Origin of the sequence: Kitasatospora sp. NPDC051164 (assembly GCF_044455625.1) — a bacterium.
Lineage (GTDB): Bacteria > Actinomycetota > Actinomycetes > Streptomycetales > Streptomycetaceae > Kitasatospora.
Genome location: NZ_JBITFB010000008.1, coordinates 1 through 21,832, shown reverse-complemented (window position 1 = coordinate 21,832; position 21,832 = coordinate 1). Strand labels below are relative to the sequence as shown.

Here is a 21,832-nt window from a genome sequence, read left to right as displayed (position 1 = left end):
CCCGGGCGGGGACCTCGGGGTCTGAGGTGGGGGGTGAGCTTGCCCCCCCCCGCGCGGGACCCCCGGGGGCCGTGGTATGTGGGCCCCGCCGACTCCCCCCGCGGCGCGGGCGCCGGCCGGCGCATCACGATGGTGCGGGCCGGCGGGTGTCGCTGCGGCGCTGCCGCTCAGGAGGAGGCCCACCAGGTCGACGGCGTCGCGACCGTGTAGCCCAGCGACTCGTACAGCGGCCTGCCGAGCTTCGAGGCGGTGAGCGTGGCCGGCAGGTCCGCCAGGTGGGCGAGGGCCCCGAGCATGACGGCCCGGCCCACGCCGCGCGACCGGAACGCCGACGACGTAGCGACCCAGTAGTGGCTGCCGATGCCGTCGGCCACGACGCTGACGCAGGCTCCCGCGGCCACGCCGTCGATGGAGGCGACGAACACGTCCACGCCCGGCTGTTCGATCAGCGCCATCGGGAAGAGTTCGCCGGCGCGGTGGGGCTGGAAGCCGTCCAGGTCGAAGCCCTCGATCACGACCTGCTCGGCCGTCCGGAGGTCCTCCGCCTGCTGCACCCGGATCACGTCCAGCGCCGGTTCGCCGACGGGCCCGGGCAGGCGCAGCATGATCGGCATCTGCCAGTTGCGCAGGCCCAGGTGGTTCAGGTCGGCCGCGCTGAACGGGTCCTCGACGTAGGCCGTCCCCTTGGCCCCGCGGACCAGCTCGCTCACCTCGGCCAGTTCGCCGGGGTCGAGGTCGGGCTCCTGGATGAGGATCCGCAGGCCCGCCCGATCGTCGCCGTCGACCGCGACGAATCCGCGGCGCCGGATCACCTCGTGCCCCCGGCTACGGCCGGTCGCGGCCCAGAAGGCGGCGGAGTTGCGGGCCTGGCTCGTCGGCGCCTCGGCCAAGGATATGGACTGGTCGGTCGAAGGGGATCCCGTTGTCATTGTGCCTACGGTAGTACGAGATTGACCCACCGTACGGGCCGACTCCCTGCGAGCCGGCCGGGCCACGTCCCCATCGGACCACCCGGCGGGCACGAACATCCTGATACCCGCCCACACCGGACCGACCGCCCCCACGGCGGGCGGTCGGATCCGCAGCGGCGGGCCCGTGCGCGGCGGCCTCCCGGTCGGCGCCGGCAGAGAACTCCGCCACCCCCCGGGGGCGGTCGCCGCCCCGCAGGCGCACCTTCAGCCGCCGCCCGAGAAGCCGCCCGAGTTCGCCGAACCCGATCCTCCGGAGATCCACGGTGAGGAGGACGTCGGCGAGGGCTTCAACCGGACGCTGCGCTTGGTGACCAGTTCCACCTGCACCCCGGCGGGGCCGAGCAGCGCGGCCAGGGCCTCGTGCAGTTGCTCCGGGTCGGTGCCGGCCGGCGGTCGCCACGTCAGTTTCTCGTCGACGCATTCCAGGCGGACGGTGAGGACCTCGCCGGCGGGCGCGCGATCACCCGGGTAGGGCTCCACGATGGACCGCACCAGCCAGATCGCGCGCAGTTCGGCCGGTGGCCGCCAGCCGCCGGGGCGTCCGCCCCGGACCAGCCGGAACCGGTCCGCGGCCTCGGTCGGGGCGAACTCGACCCGGTGGACGGCGACCACTTCCATCCGGGCCATCACCGGAATGGCCAGCAGGTACTCGGCACCGGCGATCACCCCGACCACGGCGGCGACGGTGCTCCCGGCCGCGCCGAAGAGCCACAGACCGAACGCCACCAGCAGGGTCGGCGCGAAGAGCACCAGGGGCGCCCTCAGCGCCTCCCCGACGGAGGCCAGGCAGTACACCAGCGCGCTGCGCCGCGTCCCACCGCCCTCGCGCAGGACGAGATCGGTCGATGCGGGGCCGGTACGCAGGACGCTGTCCGGGGGCATTCCGTCAGCGTACGGGTGCGCACCGGCGCGGGGAAGCCCTCGGGCGCGGCCCGCAACCGGCGCGCGCCCGAGGGATTCTGATCGTGCGTCAGTGCGCGGCGGCCTCCCAGTTCGCGCCGACACCGACCGAGACGTCCAGCGGGGCGCGCAGCGGGTAGGCGCCCGCCATCTGCTCGCGGACGACGGCCTCCACCCGCTCACGCTCGCCCGGGACCAGCTCCAGGACGATTTCGTCGTGCACCTGGAGCAGCATCCGCGAGGTGAGCCCGGCCGCGCGCAGCGCCTCGTCCACCCGGAGCATGGCGATCTTGACGATGTCGGCGGCCGAGCCCTGGATGGGGGCGTTGAGGGCCATCCGCTCGGCCATCTCGCGGCGCTGGCGGTTGTCGCTGTTGAGGTCCGGCAGGTAGCGGCGACGGCCGAGCAGGGTCTCGGTGTAGCCGGTGGCGCGGGCCTCGTCGACGACCCGGCGCAGGTAGTCGCGCACGCCGCCGAAGCGCTCGAAGTAGGTGTCCATCAGGCCCTGCGCCTCGGCGGGCTTGATGCCGAGCTGCTGGGAGAGCCCGTACGCGGACAGCCCGTACGCCAGGCCGTAGGACATCGCCTTGATCTTGCGGCGCATCTCGGCGTCGACCGCGTCGCCCGGGACCTCGAAGACCTGGGAGGCGACGGTGGTGTGCAGGTCCTCGCCGGTGGCGAAGGCCTCGATCAGCGCCTCGTCCTCGGACAGGTGCGCCATGATCCGCAGTTCGATCTGCGAGTAGTCGGCGGTGAGCAGCGACTCGTAGCCCTCGCCGACGACGAAGGCGCGGCGGATGGCGCGGCCCTCCTCGGTGCGGACCGGGATGTTCTGCAGGTTCGGGTCCTGCGAGGAGAGCCGGCCGGTGGCGGCGACCATCTGGTTGAAGGTGGTGTGGATCCGGCCCTTGGGCGAGACGGTCTTGAGCAGGCCCTCGACGGTGGTGCGCAGCTTGGCCTGGTCGCGGTGGCGCAGCAGGATGACCGGCAGCTCGTTGTCGGTCTGGGTGGCCAGCCAGGTGAGCGCGTCGGCGTCGGTGGTGTAGCCGGTCTTGATCTTCTTGGTCTTGGGGAGCGCGAGCTCGCCGAAGAGGATCTCCTGGAGCTGCTTGGGCGAGCCGAGGTTGAACTCGCGCCCGGCGGCGGCGTGCGCCTCCTCGACGCAGCGCTGGATCTCGGCGGCGAACCGCGTCTCCAGGGTGGTGAGCCACGCGCTGTCGGCGGCGATGCCATAGCGCTCCATGCGGGCGAGCAGGGCGGCGATGGGCAGCTCCATGTCGCGCATCAGGCCGGTGGCGCCGACCTCGGCGAGGCGGGTGTCGAAGAGCGCGGCGAGGTCGAGCACGGCGCGGGCCTGGAGCATCAGCGACTGGGCGGCGGCGGTCTCGTCCTCCTCCGGTGCGTCGAAGGCGAGTTGGCCGCTCTCGGTGGCGGGGGCCGGGGTAAGCGAGCGGGCCAGGTACTCCTCGGCGAGCACCTCCAGGGTGAAGGTGCGGCGGCCGGGCTTCTCCAGGTAGGCGGCGAGCGCGGTGTCGGCGACGACGCCCTCGACGGCCCAGCCGCGCTCGGCGAAGGCGCGCATGACCTGCTTGGCGATGTGCAGGGCCTTGGGGGCGGCGGGGTCGGCGAGCCACCCGGCGAGGGCCTGCTCGTCCTCCTCCGCGAGCAGCGCCGGGTCGAACCAGGCGGCGGACTCCCCGGCGGCGAGGGCGACTTCGGTGACCTCGCCGGTGCCGAGCGCCCACTGGTAGACGGCGGCGAGCGCGACCGTGGTCTTGCCGTCACAGGCGTGTTCGCGCAGCCAGGCGGCCAGGGTGCCCGGGTCGGTGAGCAGTTCGCCGTCGACCTCGACGCCGGGGGCGAGTTCGACGGCCTCCTCCTCGCCGGTGGCCGGGTCGATGCCGTGGACGCGGTCGCGGAAGTTGGCGTTGCGGAACTCCAGCGACTCCATCAGGGTGGCGACGGCGGCCTTGTCGAACGGCGCGCGGGCCAGGTCGGCGACGCCGAGCGGGAGTTCGACGTCGCGGACCAGCTCGGTGAGGACGCGGTTGCGCTTGACCGAGTCGAGGTGGTCGCGCAGCTTCTCGCCGATCTTGCCCTTCACCTCGTCGGCGCGGGCGACCAGTTCGTCGAAGGAGCCGAACTGGTTGACCCACTTGGCGGCGGTCTTCTCGCCGACGCCGGGGATGCCGGGCAGGTTGTCGGACGGATCTCCGCGCAGCGCGGCGAGGTCCGGGTACTGGCGCGGGGTGACGCCGTACTTCTCGGTGACCTTCTCCGGGGTGAAGCGGGTGAGCTCGGAGACGCCCTTGGTCGGGTAGAGGACGGTGACGTGGTCGGTGACCAGCTGGAGCGAGTCGCGGTCGCCGGTGACGATGTCGACGTCGTAGCCGGCCGCCTCGGCGGCGGTGGCGAGGGTGGCGATGATGTCGTCGGCCTCGAAGCCCTCGGCGGTCAGCCGGGGGACGTTCATGGCGTCGAGCAGTTCGCCGATCAGGCCGACCTGGCTGCGGAACTCGTCCGGGGTCTTGGCGCGGTTGGCCTTGTAGTCGGGGAACTCGACGGAGCGGAACGTCTGCCGGGAGAGGTCGAAGGCGACGGCGAGGTGGGTGGGCTGCTCGTCACGGACGGTGTTGGCGAGCATCGACGCGAAGCCGTAGACCGCGTTGGTGGGCTGCCCGGTGGAGGTGTTGAAGTTCTCCACGGGCAGGGCGTAGAAGGCCCGGTAGGCCATCGAGTGCCCGTCGAGGAGCATCAGCCGGGGCCGCGGGCCGGCCCCGCCGCCACCCGTAGCGCCCTTGTCCGTACTCTGCGTAGCCACGTCAACGTCCGTTCCTGCCGATTCCACTACCGGCCACCGATCCTATGGCCCGGCACCGACAAAAGGGGCACGGCACCGGTGGGGTCGGGCCCCGCCCGGCGGGCCGGGCGCGACGCCCCAGGGCCGCCACGCCAGCCTCCGCCCGCGCGCTCTACCACCGAGTAGGACGGTCGTACGATCACAGGCAGCAGCACCCGTGATCCCCCAGCGGCAGGAGTTCCCCGATGACCGATGCGGCCCCCGACACCGCCCCCTCCACCACCCCCGTCCTGAACGTCCCGCAGGACGTGCTGGACCACTTCGCCAAGCTCGGCGTCAGCCCGGAGACCTTCTCCGGCGGCCACCTCGGCGAGAAGCTCGGCATCCGCATCGTCGAGGCCTCCGGCGACCGCGTGGTCGGCACGATGCCGGTGGAGGGCAACCAGCAGCCGTACGGGCTGCTGCACGGCGGCGCGTCGGCGGCGCTGGCCGAGACGCTGGGCTCGATCGGGGCGATGCTGCACGCCGGCCCCGGCCGGTACGCGGTCGGCGTGGACCTCAACGCCACCCACCACCGCTCGGCGACCTCCGGCCTGGTCACCGGGGTGGCGACGGCCGTGTTCAAGGGCCGTACCGCCGCCACCTACGAGATCGCGATCACCGACGACACCGGCAAGCGGGTCACCAGCTGCCGGCTGACCTGCATGCTGCGCGACCTCTGACGACCCGACTAACGGGCCGACAGCTGCCGCGAGTTCAGCGGATAGGACATCAAATCCCTTTCCCGCCCCCTTGTTTGACCTTCCGCCCCACTGGGCAGGCGTTGGTCTGGACAAGGGGGCGTTCGCATGCCCGGGCGCGGCCGACGAACTCCCGCGCTTGTAACACTGCGTAACAGGCAGGAAATCCGAGCACATGCCGGCTCCGAGGGCCTCCAGTCGCCCCGGAGCCGCTTCACCGCGCCCTCCTGGTCCGAAATCCGGACGCGCACGGTCGAAACCCGGGAATCGGACGCAGCTGTCCGATTATCGATGATGCCAGCTGCAACCTGCATTTCTGGCCCTTACATCGCCCTACCAGCGGGTAAACGTCCGACGACGCAAGGATCGATCGAGCCGAAACGACCACATGTTGAGACAACTCCTCCGTGTGCTCATAACAAGAGAATCACAGCCTGCTCGCACCACTGCCCGAGCCGCCCAACGACATCTAGAGTCACGGCCAGTCACCGCGCCACCCGATGGGCCCAGCCCGCCGCGCACTCCGGCTCCCGCCACTCAGGCGCGGGCGCCTCCTGAACCGAAGGGGACCCTCGTGCGTCATCGTTCAGCAGTTGTCGTGAGCATTGCCGTGATTGCCGCTCTCAGCCTCAGCGCCTGCGGCTCTCGCGGTGACAAGAAGTCCGGCGACGGGGGCGGCAGCGGCGGCGGCACCACCGTCACCATCGGCATCGACGCCCCGCTCACCGGCGACCTCTCCGCCATCGGCCTCGGCATCCGCAACTCCGTCGAACTCGCGGCCAAGAAGGCCAACGAGACCAACGAGGTCCCCGGCGTCAAGTTCCAGATCAAGGCCCTGGACGACACCGCCAAGCCCGGCCCCGGCCAGCAGAACGCCACCCAGCTCGTCGGCGACAACACCGTCCTCGGCGTCGTCGGCCCGCTCAACTCCAGCGTCGCCCAGTCGATGCAGCAGATCTTCGCCGACGCCAACCTCGTCGAGATCTCCCCCGCCAACACCGGCGTCGCCCTCAGCCAGGGCGAGAAGTGGGCCAGCGGCGAGAAGACCCGCCCCTTCAAGACCTACTTCCGCACGGCCACCACCGACGCCGTCCAGGGCCCCTTCGCCGCCCAGTTCCTCGCCAAGGACGCCAAGAAGTCCAAGGTCTTCCTCATCGACGACCAGAAGACCTACGGCGCCGGCCTCGCCGCCACCTTCAAGGCCGAGTTCACCAAGCAGGGCGGCACCATCGTCGGCGAGGAGCACGTCAACCCCGACGACCGCGACTTCGCGGCCATCGTCACCAAGGTCAAGAGCTCCGGCGCCGAAGCCGTCTACTACGGCGGCGAGTACCCCGCCGCCGGCCCGCTCTCCCTCCAGCTCAAGGAAGCCGGCGTCAACATCCCGCTGATGGGCGGCGACGGCATGCAGAGCGCCGACTTCATCAAGCTCAACCCCAAGAGCGCCGGCGACTTCGCCACCGCCGTCGGCGGCGCCGTCGAGCAGCTCCCGACCGCCGCCAAGTTCATCGCCGACTACAAGGCCGCCGGTTACAAGGACGCCTACGAGACCTACGGCGGCTACTCCTACGACAGCAGCTGGGCCATCATCCAGGCCGTCAAGTCCGTCGTCTCCGCCAACAACGGCAAGCTCCCCTCCAACGCCCGCGCCGCCATCGTCGACGCCGTCCAGAAGGTCTCCTTCGACGGCGTGACCGGCAAGGTCTCCTTCGACGAGTTCGGTGACACCACCAACAAGCAGCTCACCGTCTACACCGTCAAGGACGGCAAGTGGGACGTGGAGAAGACCGGCACCTTCAACGGCTGAGCCACCGCCTTCACGGCTGAGGCACCGCCTTCACGGCTGAGCCACCCGCCTTCGACGGCTGAGGCACCCGCCTCCAACGGCTGAGCCACCCGCACCACCCTCTCCACCACAGCGCGCGGGGGCGCCACGAGTGCCCCCGCGCGCCCCCACATCCACCACCCACGCGGACACCCCCGAACGCACTACGGAGGCCCAGCGGTGCACGACCTACCGCAGCAGCTGGCCAACGGCCTGATCCTCGGCGCCCTCTACGGACTCGTCGCGATCGGCTACACGATGGTCTACGGCATCGTCCAGCTCATCAACTTCGCCCACGGCGAGATCGTCATGGTCGGCGGCTTCGGCGCCCTGACCGCCTACCTCGCCCTCCCCGGCGGCACCACCCTCTGGCTGGCCCTACCGCTGATGCTGATCGCCGGCGTCCTGGTCTCCACGCTCACCGCCGTCGCCGCCGAGCGGTTCGCCTACCGCCCCCTGCGCAACGCGCCCCGCCTCGCCCCGCTGATCACCGCGATCGGGCTGTCCATCTTCCTGCAGCAACTCGTCTTCTCCTTCTACCCCGACGCCAAGAAGGCCCGTGTCTTCCCCAAGCTCCCCGGCGACCCCTTCAGCCTCGGCTCCGTCACCATCCAGCGCAGCGACCTCTTCCTGATCATCGCCGCCCCGCTGTGCATGCTCGCCCTCGGCTGGTTCGTCACCCGCACCCGCTCCGGCCGCGCCATGCAGGCCACCAGCCAGGACCCCGACACCGCCAAGCTGATGGGCATCGACACCGACCGCATCATCGTCATGGCCTTCGCCATCGGCGCCGCGTTCGCCGCCGTCGCCGCCATCGCCTACGGCCTGCGCAGCGGACAGATCGACTTCCGGATGGGCTTCATCCTCGGCCTCAAGGCCTTCACCGCCGCCGTCCTCGGCGGCATCGGCAACATCTACGGCGCCATGCTGGGCGGCCTCGCCCTCGGCCTCGCCGAAGCCCTCGCCACCGGCTACATCCAGCACCTGCCCGGCATGCACCTCTTCGGAGGCGGCGCCTGGAAGGACGTCTGGGCCTTCGTACTCCTCATCCTCGTGCTCCTCGTCCGGCCCCAAGGCCTGCTCGGCGAGCGCGTCGCGGACAGGGCGTGACCACCATGACCACCACCGAAACCACCCCGGTCATCCCCCTGCCGGCCCGCGCCGCCGCCGCCCTCACCGGCCTCGGCGCCCTCGCCACCGCCGCCTCCGCCGCCATGTCCTGGACCTGGACCTCCGACTTCCCCGGCGACCTCACCTACTACGGCTCCCCCGCCGGCCTCCAATGGCTCGCCCTCACCGCCGGCATCCTCACCCTCGTCCTGCTGCTCGCCACCCAAGGCGTCCCCGGCCTGCGCTGGGCCGCCCCCACCCGCAGCAACAACGCCGTCCTGTACGCCGCCACCGGCGCCCTCGCCGTCAGCGCCTACTCCGTCACCTCGATCGCCGTCGAACTCGACGGCCTCGTCAACCTCGAACCCGGCGGCTGGGTCCTCGCCGCCGGCGGCCTGATCACCGTCCTCGGCGCCCTCGGCCTCCCCCTCGACCGCCGCACCCACGTCCCCCTGCGGATCGTCGACAAGCGCCTCTTCCTGCTCGTCCCCGCCGCCCCCCTCGTCTGGTTCGGCGCCCACGCCATCCCCGGCGACAAGCCCGTCGCCCCCGTCCTCACCGCCCTCGCCGGCGGCGTGGCCATCGCCACCGGCGCCGTGCTCCTCCTCCAGCTCGGCCACCTCGCCAACAGCCGGCTGCGCCTCGGCAAGATCGAACGCCCGCTGCCCGCGCCGCGCCTACTGCCGTCCTGGGTCGAGGTCCTGATCATCGTCGGCGCCTTCGGGCTCGGCCTCTTCGCGATCACCTTCGGCATCGACACCGAATACGGCGAACTCTTCACCGGCTTCCTGCTGTTCACAGCACTCGCCGTCGCCGCCCTCACCAAGTCCGGCCTGATCGCCCGACTGCGCGCCCTGACCGTCAAGCACCGCCCCGTCACCACCGGCGCCGCCTTCGCCGCCGCCGCCAGCTTCCCCTTCACCCAGAGCAGCGACCAGTACACCTCGGTCGCCACCAACATCCTGATCTTCGCCACCGTCGCCCTCGGCCTCAACATCGTCGTCGGCCTGGCCGGCCTGCTCGACCTCGGGTACGTCGCCTTCCTCGGCGTCGGCGCCTACGCCGCCGCCCTGGTCTCCGGCTCCCCCGCCTCGCCCATCCACGTCCAGTTCCCGTTCTGGGCCGCGATGCTCACCGGCGCCGCCGTCTCCATGGTCTTCGGCGTCCTCATCGGCGCCCCCACCCTGCGGCTGCGCGGCGACTACCTCGCCATCGTCACCCTCGGCTTCGGCGAGATCTTCCGCATCACCATGCTCAACCTCAACGGCACCACCGGCCCCAAGATCACCAACGGCTCCAACGGCATCCCGCGGATCCCCGACCTGGAGATCCTCGGCTTCGACCTCGGCAAGTCCCACACCGTCGCCGGCATCGAACTCGGCCGCTTCTCCAACTACTACCTGCTGATGCTCCTCGTCACCGCCCTCGTCGTGCTGATCTTCGCCCGCGTCGGCAACTCCCGCATCGGCCGCGCCTGGGTCGCCATCCGCGAGGACGAGACCGCCGCCGAAGCCATGGGCATCAACGGCTTCCGCCTCAAGCTCCTCGCCTTCGCCCTCGGCGCCTGCCTCGCCGGCCTCGCCGGCACCGTCCAAGCCCACGTCAGCTACACCGTCACCCCCGACCAGTACACCTTCGCCGAAGCCCTCCCGCCCAACTCGGCCTTCCTGCTCGCCGCGGTCATCCTCGGCGGCATGGGCACCATCAGCGGCCCCCTCGCCGGCGCCACCCTCCTCTTCCTCATCCCGAAGAAGCTCGAGTTCCTCGCCGACTACCAGCTCCTCGCGTTCGGCGCCGCCCTCATCATCCTGATGCGCGTCCGCCCCGAGGGCCTCATCCCCAACCGCCGCCAGCAGCTGGAGTTCCACGAGGCCGCCATCCCGGCCCAGCCCACCGGCGAGCCGACCGCACTCACCAAGGCAGGGGCGTGACCCACCCGATGAGCACCACCGCCGCACCCCTGCTCGAAGTCACCGGCGTCACCATGCGCTTCGGCGGCCTCACCGCCGTCAACAACGTCTCCCTCACCGTCGGCGAGGGCGAGATCATCGGCCTCATCGGCCCCAACGGCGCCGGCAAGACCACCTTCTTCAACTGCCTCACCGGCCTGTACGTCCCCACCGAAGGCGCCGTCCGCTACCGCGACGTCGTGCTGCCGCCCAAGCCCCACCTCGTCACCCAGGCCGGCATCGCCCGCACCTTCCAGAACATCCGGCTCTTCGCCAACATGACCGTCCTCGAGAACGTCCTCGTCGGCCGCCACACCCGCACCAAGGAAGGCATCTTCTCCGCCATCCTCCGCGGCCCCGGCTACCACCGCGCCGAAGCCGAAAGCCGCGCCAAGGCCATGGAACTCCTCGAGTTCACCGGCCTCGCCGCCAAGGCCGACCACCTCGCCCGCAACCTCCCCTACGGCGAGCAGCGCAAGCTCGAAATCGCCCGCGCCCTCGCCTCCGAACCCGGCCTGCTCCTCCTCGACGAACCCACCGCCGGCATGAACCCCCAGGAGACCCGCGCCGCCGAGGAACTCGTCTTCGCCATCCGCGACAAGGGCATCTCCATCCTCGTCATCGAGCACGACATGCGCTTCATCTTCAACCTCTGCGACCGCACCGCTGTGCTCGTCCAGGGCCAGAAGATCGTCGAAGGCGACCGCGAAACCGTCCAGAACGACGAACGCGTCATCACCGCCTACCTCGGCGCCCCGCTCGAAGACAGCACCCCGGCAGGCCCGGAGACCGTTACGGAGACCGACCAGTGACCGCACTCCTCGAGGTCGAGGACCTCCGCGTCGCCTACGGCAAGATCGAAGCCGTCAAGGGCATCAGCTTCACCGTCGAACAGGGCGAGGTCACCACCCTCATCGGCACCAACGGCGCCGGCAAGACCACCACCCTGCGCACCCTGTCCGGCCTCCTCAAGCCCACCGCCGGACGCATCACCTTCGACGGCCAGGACCTCTCCACCGTCCCCGCCCACAAGATCGTCGCCCTCGGCCTCGCGCACTCCCCCGAAGGCCGGCACATCTTCCCCCGCATGACCATCGAGGAGAACCTCCTCCTCGGCGCCTTCCTGCGCACCGACACCGCCGGCATCGCCGCCGACGTCGAACGCGCGTACTCGCTGTTCCCCATCCTCGGCGAACGCCGCAAGCAGGCCGCGGGAACGCTCTCCGGCGGCGAACAGCAGATGCTCGCGATGGGCCGGGCCCTGATGTCCCAGCCCAAGCTGCTCATGCTGGACGAGCCGTCGATGGGCCTCTCCCCGCTGATGATGCAGAAGATCATGGCGACCATCATCGAACTCAAGTCGTCCGGTACGACCATCCTCCTGGTCGAGCAGAACGCCCAGGCGGCACTGTCGCTGTCCGACCAGGGCTACGTCATGGAGACCGGCCGCATCGTCCTCTCCGGCACCGGCGCCGACCTCCTCCACGACGAATCCGTCCGCAAGGCCTACCTCGGCGAGGACTGACCCGAGGACTGACCCCTTCCACGCGAGAGGGCCCGGCGGAAACATCCGCCGGGCCCTCCGTCGCTCGTCCTACTCGGACGTGCCCTCATCCGCCTTCTTGCGGTCCTGGGCGTCGCCCTCCTCGATGACCGCCTCGGCCACCGCCGCCATCGTCATCCGCCGGTCCATCGACGTCTTCTGGATCCACCGGAAGGCAGCAGGCTCGTTCAGCCCGAACTTCGTCTGCAGCACGCCCTTCGCCCGGTCCACCAGCTTCCGGGTCTCCAGCCGCTGGGTGAGATCCCCGATCTCCTTCTCCAGGGCCCGCATCTCGGTGTACCGCGACACCGCCATCTCGATCGCCGGCACCAGGTCCGCCTTCGAGAACGGCTTGACGATGTACGCCATCGCCCCCGCGTCCCGCGCCCGGTCCACCAGCTCCCGCTGCGAGAACGCCGTCAGCATCAGCACCGGCGCCAGGTGCTTGTCGTGGATCTGCTCCGCCGCCGACAACCCGTCCAGCACCGGCATCTTCACATCGAAGATCGCCAGATCCGGCTTCAGCTCCTCCACGAGCTTCACCGCCGTCGCCCCGTCCCCCGCTTCGCCGACGACGGTGTACCCCTCCTCCTCGAGCATCTCCTTGAGGTCGAGACGGATCAGCGCCTCGTCCTCGGCGATCACAATCCGGGTGATCTGGGGCGTATCGGTCTCAAGCGGCTGTGCCTGCTCGTCGGCGGTGCTCACGGGGCTCCTAGTTCCGGCGGGGTACTGCATGCACGAGGGTACCTAGACACGGTATGTTTGAGTCACTCGGTCGGGCCTTCGGGCTTCGATTCGCAGGCCCCGATAGCCCAATTGGCAGTAGGCAATGGTCTCAAACACCATACAGTGTGGGTTCGAATCCCACTCGGGGCACTTTTCCTTCAAATCGAAGGAGCTCGCCAGCCGGGCAACGGCTGGCACCCTTCACCGGTTCGAGTGAAGATTCGAGCATTCACCGGACAATTGCGAGCGCTTCGCACACGCTCGGTCACATGTGCGAGATCTCCGTGCGCGAACAAGCTGCCCACCTCCTGCGCAGCGGCGCAGGCACCGCCGATACTGCCCGCCGACTCAACGTTCCCGCCGGCACGGTCTCCTGGTGGAAGCACCGGGACCTCGCCAGACGCGGCGAACTCCCCGGCCGTAAGCACTCCACCTGCATGCGCTGCGACGACGACGACCTGGACCGACCGGCGTACTCGTACCTGCTCGGGCTCTACCTGAGCGACGGCCACATCAGCCACCCGAAGCAGCACCGAACCGCCAGCCTGTTCATAGCCTGTGACGACAAGTGGCCAGGAATCATGGACGCCGTCGAGGCAGCCATGAGGCAGGTCTTCCCCGCCCTCACCCCTTGCCGCGTTCGGCGTCCCGGCTGCCACAACGTCAAGGTGTACTCGAAGCACCTGCCGTGCTACTTCCCCCAGCACGGCCCCGGCAAGAAACACGAGCGCACCATAGCTCTGGAACCCTGGCAGCAGGAGATCGTCGATGCCCACCCCTGGGAGTTCCTGCGGGGCCTGATCCACTCCGACGGCTGCCGCATCACCAACTGGGCGACCCGCGCGGTCGGGGGCGTAACGAAGCGCTACGAGTACCCCCGGTACTTCTTCACCAACACCTCGACCGACATCATCGGCCTCTTCACCGCAACCCTCGACGCCGTCGGCGTCCAGTGGAAGGCCTCGATCCCGCGCGCCACCGGCCAGGTCAACATCTCCGTCGCCCGCAAGGACTCCGTCGCCCTCATGGACGCCCACATCGGCCCCAAGTACTGACGGCGACATGTACGACCTCGCCACGCGGCAGCGAGCGCTCGACCTCCACGCGTCCGGGCTGACCTTCAGCCAAGTCAGCCGCGCGACCGGAATCTCCCGGTTCACGATCCGCGAGTGGGCGTCCGGTGCCATTCCCAGCCCCCGTATGACCGCCGAGTGCCCGGTTCGCCATGACCAACTCGATCCGTCGCGTCCGCGTGCCGACTACGCCTACCTGCTCGGCCTCTATCTCGGCGACGGCTGCATCAGCGAGGGTCGCCGTAAGGTCTACGCCCTGCGCATCGCCTGCTGCGACGGCTGGCCCGGCCTCATCGACGAGTGTGAGCGGGCCATCTCTGCCGTGATGCCGCACAACAAGGTGATGCGCGTCCGCGCGCCCGGCTGCACGAGTGTCGTCAGTACCAGCAAGCACTGGCCCTGCCTCTTCCCCCAGCACGGCGCCGGCAAGAAACACGGGCGCACCATAGCTCTGGAACCCTGGCAGCAGGAGATCGTCGACGCCCACCCATGGGATTTCCTGCGGGGCCTGATCCACTCCGACGGCTGCCGCATCACCAACTGGGCGACCCGCACGGTCGGGGGCGTCACGAAGCGCTACGAGTACCCGCGGTACTTCTTTACCAACACCTCGACCGACATCATCGGCCTCTTCACCGCCACCCTCGACGCCGTCGGCGTCCAGTGGAGGGCCGCCGCCCGTCCTACCGGCGCCACCAACATCTCCGTCGCCCGCAAGGACTCCGTCGCCCTGATGGATGCCCGCATCGGCCCCAAGTACTGACAGCGGCGCGACCCCGAACGAGGCCGCGCCGCTAGGGAATCTCAGGCGTCCAACGTGCCCACGTGGTGGACGCGGACGAGGTTGGTGGAGCCGGCGAGGCCGGGGGGCGACCCTGCCGTGATGACGACGATGTCGCCCTTCTGGCAGCGGCCCAGCGACAGCAGGGCCGCGTCGACCTGTTCGACCATCTGGTCGGTCGTCGGGGCGAACGGGCCGAGGAAGGTCTCCACGCCCCAGGTGAGGGCGAGTTGGCTGCGGACGGCCGGTTCGTAGGTGAAGGCGAGTACCGGGATGGGTGAGCGGTAGCGGGTCAGTCGGCGGGCGGTGTCGCCGGATTGGGTGAAGGCGATCAGGTACTTGGCGTGCAGGAAGTCGCCGATCTCGGCGGCGGCGCGGGCGACGGCGCCGCCTTGGGTGCGCGGCTTGCTGCCGGTGGTCAGCGGGGGCAGGCCGGCGGCGAGGATGTCGTTCTCGGCGGCTTCGATGATCCGGCCCATGGTCTTGACGGTCTCGACCGGGTACTTGCCCACCGAGGTTTCCCCGGAGAGCATCACCGCGTCCGTGCCGTCGAGGACGGCGTTGGCGACGTCGGAGGCCTCGGCGCGGGTGGGCCGGGAGGCGTTGATCATCGAGTCGAGCATCTGGGTGGCGACGATGACCGGCTTGGCGTTGCGCCGGGCGAGCTTGATGGCGCGCTTCTGGACGAGCGGGACCTGTTCGAGGGGCATCTCCACGCCCAGGTCTCCGCGGGCCACCATGACGCCGTCGAAGGCGTCGACGACGGATTCGAGGTTCTCGACGGCCTGCGGTTTCTCGATCTTGGCGATGACGGGGACGTACCGTCCTTCCTCCGCCATGATCCGATGGACGTCCTCGACGTCGCGCCCGCTGCGGACGAAGGAGAGCGCGATGAGGTCGGCGCCGGTGCGCAGGGCCCAGCGCAGGTCGGCGACGTCCTTGTCGCTGAGTGCGGGGACGGAGACAGCGACGCCGGGGAGGTTGAGGCCTTTGTGGTCGGAGACGAGGCCGCCTTCGATGACGAGGCAGCGCACCCGGGGCCCGTCGACGGCGACGACCTCCAGGGTGACGCGGCCGTCGTCGACCAGGATGCGTTCGCCGCGGCTGACGTCGCCGGCGAGTCCGGCGTAGGTGGTGCCGCAGATGTCCTTGTCTCCGACGACGCCCTTGTCGGTGGAGATGGTGAACTCGTCGCCGCGTTCGAGAAGTACCGGACCGTGGGCGAAGGTGTCGAGCCGGATCTTCGGGCCTTGAAGGTCGGCGAGGACGCCGACGCTTCGGCCGGTTTCGTCGACGGCTTTGCGGACGCGGCGGTAGCGTTCCTCGTGCTCGGCGTGCGTGCCGTGGCTGAGGTTGAGTCGGGCGATGTCCATCCCGGCGTCGACCAGGGTTTTGATCTGGTCGTACGAGTCGGTGGCGGGCCCGAGAGTGCAGACGATTTTTGCTCGGCGCATAGTGCTGAGACTAGGCATTACCGGCGCGTAACAACGAGGCGGGTCCGGACTGCGGGATGACCTTTGCGGTAAGGCGAGTTGAACAATCTGACACATCCTCGGACCGGTGTGCGAGGCCTGTCACCCCGGCGCCTCCGGTCGCGCCCACGAACGGGTCGGTCGATGCGATTCCGTGAAGGGGTGTTCACCTCTGGTTCACCGTCACTTCCGTTACTGATCTCCGCCCGGCGGGACGCTCGTCACCCCGGGGTGACGGCCCGGAGGTTCGGGTGACCACCCGGACGACGTAGACGACGCGGCAGAAGTCGCGTCCGAGGGGGGTTCGGCATGAAACGCGGCGCTCTGGGGGTGGTGGCGACCCTGGCCCTGCTGGGCTGGGTGGCCTATGCGCTGATCCCCGACGGCGGCAAGGGGGGACCCGCGGTGGTCACGGTCACCGGCCTGATCGGGTCGGAGAAACGTGACTTCTTCGAAGATCCGGCCGTCAAGGCCGAGTTGAAGAAGCAGGGCCTGGAGGTCCGGGCGGATTCGACCGGCTCCTGGACGATGAGCGAGCAGGCGAAGAGCACCAACGGGCTGGACTTCGCCTTCCCGGCGAGCGCCGCGCCGGCCCGGGAGATCCAGCGCAACTGGGAGCTGAAGGACTCGCCGCTGGTGCCCTTCTACTCTCCGCTGGTGATCGTGACGCACGAGTCGGCGGCGCGGGTCCTGAAGGACAGCCAGCTGGCGGACGTGGACGCCAAGGGCGTCTGGACGTTCCGGATGGACAAGTACGTGGCTGCGCTGAAGAGCGGCCAGAAGTGGAAGGACCTCCAGGGCGCGGGCGAGCACCCGGAGTTGACCGGCCCGCTGTTCGTGTCCACCACGGATCCGGAGACCTCGTCCTCGGGCGCGATGTACCTGGCGCTGCTCTCCTACATCGCGAACGGCAACCAGGTGGTGCAGGACGACGCGGGGATCAACGCCGTCCGGGACGTCCTGGCCGCCTCGAACGGCGTCCAGGGCATGCAGAAGATCAGCAGCGACGAACCGTTCCGGGACTTCTTCGCGGGCGTGGGCACGCTGGTCTTCGCCTACGAGTCACAGGCCGCAGCGCTGCCGCTGCGGGGCAAGGACACCGGGGACATGGTGGTGATGTACCCGGACACGACGATCCAGTCGGACCACACGCTGGTGGCCCGGACGGACGGCGGCCGCAAGCTGGCCGACGCGCTGGAGAACGACGCGGTACTGCGCAACCTGGAAGCCCGGTACGGCCTGCGCCCGCAGGCCGACCAGGAGGCCTTCTGGAACCTGATGAAGGACAAGAAGCCGTCCTTCGCGCACGATCTGAGGAACTCCGGGTTCAAGCAGGCCACGCTGCCCTCACTGGACAACCTCCTCAAGCTGACCGCCGCGGCGAAGGGTGGGACCCCGAAGTGAACCTCCGTACGAAGCGCCACAGCCGGCTCACCGCCGCACTGGTGGCCGTCCTGGCGGCGGTGACCGCCTGCACCTCCTCCGGCGACAAGCCCGGCCCGGGGCCCTCGGACCCGCCCGCCGAGACCGCCCGGCCGGGGGTGCTGCGCATCCTGGCCGGCAGTGAACTACAGGACCTGGCACCGGTGTTGGAGGAGGCCCGGAAGGCCACCGGGGTGACCGTGCAGTTCTCCTGGACGGGCACCCTGGACGGCGCGGACGCGGTGTCCTCGGGCCGGGCCGACGGCAAGTACGACGCGGTGTGGTTCCCCTCCAACCAGTACCTGCGCCTGGACCCGACCGGGAAGTCCAAGGTGCTGTCCGAGACTCCCGTGATGGTCTCCCCGGTGGCGATCGGGGTGCGCTCCTCGGTGCTCGGCGATCTGGGTTGGGGCGACGGCTCGAAGGTCACCTGGGCGCAGGTCGGTGACGCGGCCGCGGCCGGCAAGCTGACCTACGGGATGGCCGACCCCTCACGTTCCAACTCCGGCTTCTCCACCCTGGTGGCGGTCGCCTCGGCGTTCTCCAAGGCGGACGGGGCGCTGGCCGAGGCGGACGTGCAGAAGGCGACGCCGCAGCTGAAGCAGTTCTTCACCGGCCAGAAGCTGACCTCCGGGTCCTCGGGCTGGCTGGCCCAGGCGTACACCCGGGCCGAGTCGGGCCTGGTGGGCGCGCTGGTGAACTACGAGTCGGTGCTGCTGTCGCTGAACAGGACGCTGCCACAGCAGCAGCAGCTGACGGTGGTGCGCCCGGTGGACGGCGTGGTGTCGGCGGACTACCCGCTGTCGCTGCTGTCCTCGGCCGCGCCGGACCAGCGCGACGCCTTCCAGCGGCTGACCTCGTACCTGCTCAAGGACGAGGTGCAGAAACGCATCTCCGAGACGACGCTGCGCCGCCCCGCGACGGCGGGCGTGGCCCCGGCCGCCGGGCTGCCGACGGACCGCCGCCGGGAGCTGCCCTTCCCGGGCACCCGGGCGGTGGCGGACGGCCTGCTGGCCTCGTACCAGAACGACCTGCGCCGCCCGTCCCGGACGGTGTACGTGCTGGACACCTCGGGCTCGATGGAGGGCTCGCGGATCACGGCGCTGAAGAACGCGATGGGCCGGCTGACCGGGGCGGACGACACTCGCGGGGTGCGGCGCTTCCGGAACCGTGAGGAGGTCACCCTGGTGTCCTTCGCCTCCTCGGTGAAGTGGTCCAAGACGCACGTCGTGCCGCCCACGGGCAGCCAGCCCGGTCCGCAGGAGGAGCTGGCGGCGATCAACTCGGACGTGCAGGCGCTGGCGGCCTCGGGCGGCACGGCGGTGTACGGCTCGCTGGAGGAGGCGTACCGGGTGATCGAGCGCCAGCAGGCGGCGGCGAACGACGACCGGTTCACCTCGATCGTGCTGATGACCGACGGGGAGAGCAACGTCGGCGCGTCGGACGCCGACTTCAAGCGATTCCACGACGGGCTGCCGGCCTGGGAGAAGTCGATCCCGGTGTTCCCGATCAAGTTCGGTGAGGCCGCGGTGACCCAGCTGCAGGGGATCGCGGACATCAGCGGCGGCAAGCTGTTCGACGGCTCGGGCTCGCTGGACGGGGCGTTCGAGGAGATCCGTGGCTACCAGTGACGGGCCCGTCCGGCTGGCGCTGCGGTACCTGAACTCGGCCAAGAACCTGGCCGGCCTCGCGGGCGCCGCGGTCGGGGTGGGGCTGCACCAGTTCGAGCTCGGCGGGAGCCTGTGGCCCGGGGTGGCGGCCGCCCTGTACGGGGTGGGCGCGCTGGTGGCGCCCGGCCGCAAGCCCGACCCGCCCGACCCGCCCGGCCGGCCGACGACGGACCCCAACCCGGGCCCGGAGTCGGAGTCAGGGTCGGAGTCGGAGTCGGAGTCGGAGTCGGAGTCAGGGTCGGGGTCGGTGTCCCGGCCGGTCCCGGTGTCGGTCTCGGTGCCTCAGCCGGCGCCCCTGCCCGACCCCGAGCTGGAGGCGCTGGCCGCCTACCTGGGCGCCGTGCCGCTGCCGCCCACCGCCGGGGTGGACGGTCTGCTGACGGCACTGCGCGAGGCCGGTCCCGGCCCGGTGGCGGAGCGGATCGTCCGGCACCGGCTGCCGCTCGCGGTGGCCGGCTACCTGCGGGCGCGGACCTGGCAGCCGTGGGCGGGCCCGGACGCCCCGGACCCGGCGGCCGAACTGGGCCGCGAGGTGGTCCTGCTGACCGCCGAACTGTCCTGACCCGGGGCCGGCCGCGAGCCGGCCCCGAGCCCAGGGCTCCATACCAGAGCCCCGAGCCGGAGCCGCAGGTCAGGAGCGCAGGTCAGGACCCGCCTGCTCCCTTTACCACCCCCGCCCCCGCCCATCTTCGTCACGAACGAGTCGCCAAGATCTCACCTCTTGGACAGGTCCGGGGGCTATTCAGCGACCCGGCCCGCACGGCACACTTCTACGCGCGTCCCTCTACGCGCGTCGATGCATTGACGCGATGTCGACGCGTCGACGCGCACTCACTCACGTACGCCAGTTGACGGCCCATCTGCCGTCGTTCCCACCCGGGAGAGTCGTCCATGCCCCTGAACCGCCGTGACTTCGTCACCCGGTCCGCCGCCACCGCCGCCGGCGCCGCCCTGGCGAGCGGTGCCGCCGTGGCCGCCGCCCCCTCCGCCGCGGCCGCCGAGCCGGACACGGCGGCCGCCAAGGGCCCGCGCAAGCCCCGCAAGCAGGCCTTCACCGTCATGGGCACCACCGACCTGCACGGCCGGGTGCTCAACTGGGACTACTTCACCGACGCCGAGTACGTCGACAAGGCGCACAACGCGGTCGGCCTCGCCAAGATCTCCACCCTGGCCAACCAGGTGCGCGAGGAGAAGGGCTGGGACCGCTGCCTGCTGATCGACTCCGGTGACATCATCCAGGGCACTCAGCTGACCTACTACTACGCCCGGGTCGAGCCGATCGCCACCGACGGCGACACCGTCCCGGACCACCCGATGGCCGTCGCCATGAACCTCATGGAGTACGACGCCGCCGCGCTCGGCAACCACGAGTTCAACTACGGCATCCCGACCGTGAAGGCCTTCGAGGACCAGCTGGAGTTCCCGCTGCTGGGCGCCAACGCGCTGCACGCGAAGAACGAGAAGCCGGCCTTCCCGCCGTACGTGATCAAGGAGCTGCACCTCGGCGAGGGCAAGCCGCTGAAGGTCGGCATCCTCGGCCTCACCAACCCGGGCATCGCGATCTGGGACAAGGCCAACGTCAGCGGCCAGATGATCTTCCCGGGCATCGTGGAGACCGCCGCCAAGTACGTGCCGCGGATGAAGGCGGCGGGCGCGGACGTCATCGTGGTCTCGGCGCACTCCGGCATCGACGAGCCGACCACCTACGGCGACCAGCTGCCCTGGCCCGAGGACGCCTCGGGCGAGATGGCGGAGACCGTCGCGGACATCGACGCGGTGCTGGTGGGCCACACCCACAAGGAGGTCCCGCAGCGCCTGATCGTCAACAAGAAGACCGGCAAGACGGTGGTGCTCTCCGAGCCGCTCTGCTGGGGCCAGCGCCTGAGCTGCTTCGACTTCGAGGTCGAGTTCGCCAACGGCGCCTGGAAGGTCACCTCGGTCTCCTCGCGGGTGCTGAACTCCAACACCGTGCCGGAGAACCCGGAGATCACCAACGCGCTCACCGAGCAGCACAAGAAGGTCGTCGCGTACGTCAACCAGAACATCGGCACCAGCAAGATCGAGCTGTCGATCGCCGACGCCCGCTTCAAGGCGACCCCGATCATCGACCTGATCGGCAAGGTCCAGGCCGACGCCGTCAAGGCCGCATTGGCGGGCGGGCAGTACGCCAACCTGCCGGTGCTCGCCCAGGCCGCCCCGTTCAACCGGACCGCCCTGATCCCGTCCGGCCAGGTCAAGCTGCGCGACGCCGCGGGCCTCTACATCTACGAGAACACCATGGAGGCCCGCATCCTGACGGGTGCCCAGCTCAAGGACTACCTGGAGTTCTCGGCGAAGTACTACAACCAGCTCGCCCCGGGCGCCCCGGTCGACAAGGACGCCCTGACCGGCGCCGAGACCACCCCGGACTACAACTACGACTCGGTCTACGGCCTGAGCTACGACATCGACATCGCCCAGCCGAAGGGCCAGCGGATCGTCAACCTGTCCTTCCAGGGCAAGCCGATCGACCCCGCCGCCCAGTTCGTCCTGGCCGTCAACAACTACCGCGCCAACGGCGGCGGCAACTTCCCGCACGTCGCCGGCGCCAAGCTGGTCTGGTCGAACTCCGACGAGATCCGCAACACCATGATCGCCTGGGTGAAGGCCAAGGGCGTCATCGACCCCGCCGACTTCTTCACCAACTCCTGGCGCCTGGTCCGCGCCGGCCAGCCGGTCTTCTGACCGGCTCTCCCCCCACGAGGCGGGGGGCGGGCCCGGCCCCCCCCCGCGCCCCCCCCCCACCCCAGCGCGGGGAATATTAGCGCCCCGGCACAAAGGGGCACCGGGGGGGCGCACCCCCCCCCA

General features: G+C 70.2%; 17 protein-coding genes and 1 tRNA gene. 13 read left to right on the top strand and 5 right to left on the bottom strand.

Features of this window, described 5'->3' with window-relative positions; genetic code table 11:
- Positions 1–167 precede the first annotated feature (167 nt).
- From ACIBEC_RS13665 to polA, 3 genes are all read right to left on the bottom strand, one after another.
- Complete coding sequence (locus ACIBEC_RS13665; protein ID WP_360499106.1) at positions 168–929, bottom strand: GNAT family N-acetyltransferase; 762 nt, start codon at positions 927–929, stop codon at positions 168–170.
- A gap of 246 nt (positions 930–1,175) precedes the next feature.
- Complete coding sequence (locus tag ACIBEC_RS13660) at positions 1,176–1,853, bottom strand: hypothetical protein (protein ID WP_360499104.1); 678 nt, start codon at positions 1,851–1,853, stop codon at positions 1,176–1,178.
- A gap of 88 nt (positions 1,854–1,941) precedes the next feature.
- The gene (polA, locus tag ACIBEC_RS13655) at positions 1,942–4,626 is read right to left on the bottom strand and encodes a DNA polymerase I (protein WP_360499388.1); all 2,685 of its coding nucleotides are present in this window, start codon (positions 4,624–4,626) and stop codon (positions 1,942–1,944) included.
- 290 nt (positions 4,627–4,916) lie between these two features.
- Here polA and ACIBEC_RS13650 point away from each other — a divergent pair, with 290 nt between their 5' ends.
- The 6 genes from ACIBEC_RS13650 to ACIBEC_RS13625 all read left to right on the top strand — a co-directional run bounded on the left by ACIBEC_RS13650 (position 4,917) and on the right by ACIBEC_RS13625 (position 11,820).
- Complete coding sequence (locus ACIBEC_RS13650; protein WP_360499102.1) at positions 4,917–5,393, top strand: hotdog fold thioesterase; 477 nt, start codon at positions 4,917–4,919, stop codon at positions 5,391–5,393.
- A gap of 592 nt (positions 5,394–5,985) precedes the next feature.
- The gene (locus ACIBEC_RS13645) at positions 5,986–7,218 is read left to right on the top strand and encodes a branched-chain amino acid ABC transporter substrate-binding protein (protein ID WP_360499100.1); all 1,233 of its coding nucleotides are present in this window, start codon (positions 5,986–5,988) and stop codon (positions 7,216–7,218) included.
- A 198-nt stretch (positions 7,219–7,416) separates the two neighbouring features.
- Positions 7,417–8,346 (top strand): branched-chain amino acid ABC transporter permease, encoded by a 930-nt coding sequence (locus ACIBEC_RS13640; protein WP_360499098.1) that lies wholly within the window; start codon positions 7,417–7,419, stop codon positions 8,344–8,346.
- Positions 8,347–8,351: 5 nt separating this feature from the next.
- Complete coding sequence (locus ACIBEC_RS13635; RefSeq protein ID WP_360499096.1) at positions 8,352–10,277, top strand: branched-chain amino acid ABC transporter permease; 1,926 nt, start codon at positions 8,352–8,354, stop codon at positions 10,275–10,277.
- An 8-nt stretch (positions 10,278–10,285) separates the two neighbouring features.
- Positions 10,286–11,107, top strand: coding sequence for an ABC transporter ATP-binding protein (locus tag ACIBEC_RS13630; RefSeq protein WP_360499386.1), 822 nt, complete (start codon positions 10,286–10,288; stop codon positions 11,105–11,107).
- Positions 11,104–11,820, top strand: coding sequence for an ABC transporter ATP-binding protein (locus tag ACIBEC_RS13625; protein ID WP_360499094.1), 717 nt, complete (start codon positions 11,104–11,106; stop codon positions 11,818–11,820). The genes ACIBEC_RS13630 and ACIBEC_RS13625 overlap by 4 nt, the downstream gene beginning before the upstream one ends.
- 69 nt (positions 11,821–11,889) lie before the next feature.
- Here ACIBEC_RS13625 and ACIBEC_RS13620 read toward each other — a convergent pair whose 3' ends face one another.
- Entirely contained in the window at positions 11,890–12,576 is a 687-nt protein-coding gene (locus tag ACIBEC_RS13620; protein WP_396287923.1) for an ANTAR domain-containing response regulator, read from the bottom strand.
- A 66-nt stretch (positions 12,577–12,642) separates the two neighbouring features.
- On the opposite strand from ACIBEC_RS13620, the gene ACIBEC_RS13615 reads away from it, so the two are divergent.
- The 3 genes from ACIBEC_RS13615 to ACIBEC_RS13605 all read left to right on the top strand — a co-directional run bounded on the left by ACIBEC_RS13615 (position 12,643) and on the right by ACIBEC_RS13605 (position 14,403).
- Positions 12,643–12,717: transfer RNA gene (locus tag ACIBEC_RS13615), tRNA-Leu, on the top strand.
- A 119-nt stretch (positions 12,718–12,836) separates the two neighbouring features.
- Positions 12,837–13,622 (top strand): helix-turn-helix domain-containing protein, encoded by a 786-nt coding sequence (locus ACIBEC_RS13610; RefSeq protein WP_360499090.1) that lies wholly within the window; start codon positions 12,837–12,839, stop codon positions 13,620–13,622.
- A 7-nt stretch (positions 13,623–13,629) separates the two neighbouring features.
- Positions 13,630–14,403 carry a transcriptional regulator gene (locus ACIBEC_RS13605; protein WP_360499088.1) on the top strand — a complete coding sequence of 258 codons (774 nt, stop codon included), beginning with the start codon at positions 13,630–13,632 and terminating at the stop codon, positions 14,401–14,403.
- Between the two features lie 41 nt (positions 14,404–14,444).
- Here the strand turns inward: ACIBEC_RS13605 and pyk are convergent, their stop codons facing one another.
- Entirely contained in the window at positions 14,445–15,875 is a 1,431-nt protein-coding gene (gene pyk, locus ACIBEC_RS13600; RefSeq protein WP_360499086.1) for a pyruvate kinase, read from the bottom strand.
- A 327-nt stretch (positions 15,876–16,202) separates the two neighbouring features.
- Here pyk and ACIBEC_RS13595 point away from each other — a divergent pair, with 327 nt between their 5' ends.
- The 4 genes from ACIBEC_RS13595 (at position 16,203) to ACIBEC_RS13580 (ending at position 21,709) form a co-directional block, all read left to right on the top strand.
- Positions 16,203–17,297 (top strand): substrate-binding domain-containing protein, encoded by a 1,095-nt coding sequence (locus tag ACIBEC_RS13595; protein WP_360499084.1) that lies wholly within the window; start codon positions 16,203–16,205, stop codon positions 17,295–17,297.
- A complete protein-coding gene (locus ACIBEC_RS13590; protein ID WP_360499082.1) occupies positions 17,294–18,946 on the top strand; it encodes an extracellular solute-binding protein in 1,653 nt (550 codons plus the stop codon). The genes ACIBEC_RS13595 and ACIBEC_RS13590 overlap by 4 nt, the downstream gene beginning before the upstream one ends.
- The gene (locus ACIBEC_RS13585; RefSeq protein WP_360499080.1) at positions 18,933–19,547 is read left to right on the top strand and encodes a hypothetical protein; all 615 of its coding nucleotides are present in this window, start codon (positions 18,933–18,935) and stop codon (positions 19,545–19,547) included. The genes ACIBEC_RS13590 and ACIBEC_RS13585 overlap by 14 nt, the downstream gene beginning before the upstream one ends.
- 329 nt (positions 19,548–19,876) lie before the next feature.
- A complete protein-coding gene (locus ACIBEC_RS13580) occupies positions 19,877–21,709 on the top strand; it encodes a 5'-nucleotidase C-terminal domain-containing protein (protein WP_360499078.1) in 1,833 nt (610 codons plus the stop codon).
- The last annotated feature ends 123 nt before the right edge of the window (positions 21,710–21,832 follow it).

Excerpts from the sequence above, each read along its gene's own strand:
- ACIBEC_RS13635 (WP_360499096.1), top strand. The coding sequence starts at position 8,352 with ATGACCACCACCGAAACCACCCCGGTCATCCCCCTGCCGGCCCGCGCC.
- ACIBEC_RS13610 (WP_360499090.1), top strand. The coding sequence starts at position 12,837 with ATGTGCGAGATCTCCGTGCGCGAACAAGCTGCCCACCTCCTGCGCAGC.
- ACIBEC_RS13665 (WP_360499106.1), bottom strand. The coding sequence starts at position 929 with ATGACAACGGGATCCCCTTCGACCGACCAGTCCATATCCTTGGCCGAG.
- ACIBEC_RS13605 (WP_360499088.1), top strand. The coding sequence starts at position 13,630 with ATGTACGACCTCGCCACGCGGCAGCGAGCGCTCGACCTCCACGCGTCC.
- ACIBEC_RS13595 (WP_360499084.1), top strand. The coding sequence starts at position 16,203 with ATGAAACGCGGCGCTCTGGGGGTGGTGGCGACCCTGGCCCTGCTGGGC.
- ACIBEC_RS13580 (WP_360499078.1), top strand. The coding sequence starts at position 19,877 with ATGCCCCTGAACCGCCGTGACTTCGTCACCCGGTCCGCCGCCACCGCC.
- polA (WP_360499388.1), bottom strand. The coding sequence starts at position 4,626 with ATGCTCCTCGACGGGCACTCGATGGCCTACCGGGCCTTCTACGCCCTG.
- ACIBEC_RS13660 (WP_360499104.1), bottom strand. The coding sequence starts at position 1,853 with ATGCCCCCGGACAGCGTCCTGCGTACCGGCCCCGCATCGACCGATCTC.
- ACIBEC_RS13620 (WP_396287923.1), bottom strand. The coding sequence starts at position 12,576 with ATGCAGTACCCCGCCGGAACTAGGAGCCCCGTGAGCACCGCCGACGAG.
- pyk (WP_360499086.1), bottom strand. The coding sequence starts at position 15,875 with ATGCGCCGAGCAAAAATCGTCTGCACTCTCGGGCCCGCCACCGACTCG.
- ACIBEC_RS13650 (WP_360499102.1), top strand. The coding sequence starts at position 4,917 with ATGACCGATGCGGCCCCCGACACCGCCCCCTCCACCACCCCCGTCCTG.
- ACIBEC_RS13630 (WP_360499386.1), top strand. The coding sequence starts at position 10,286 with ATGAGCACCACCGCCGCACCCCTGCTCGAAGTCACCGGCGTCACCATG.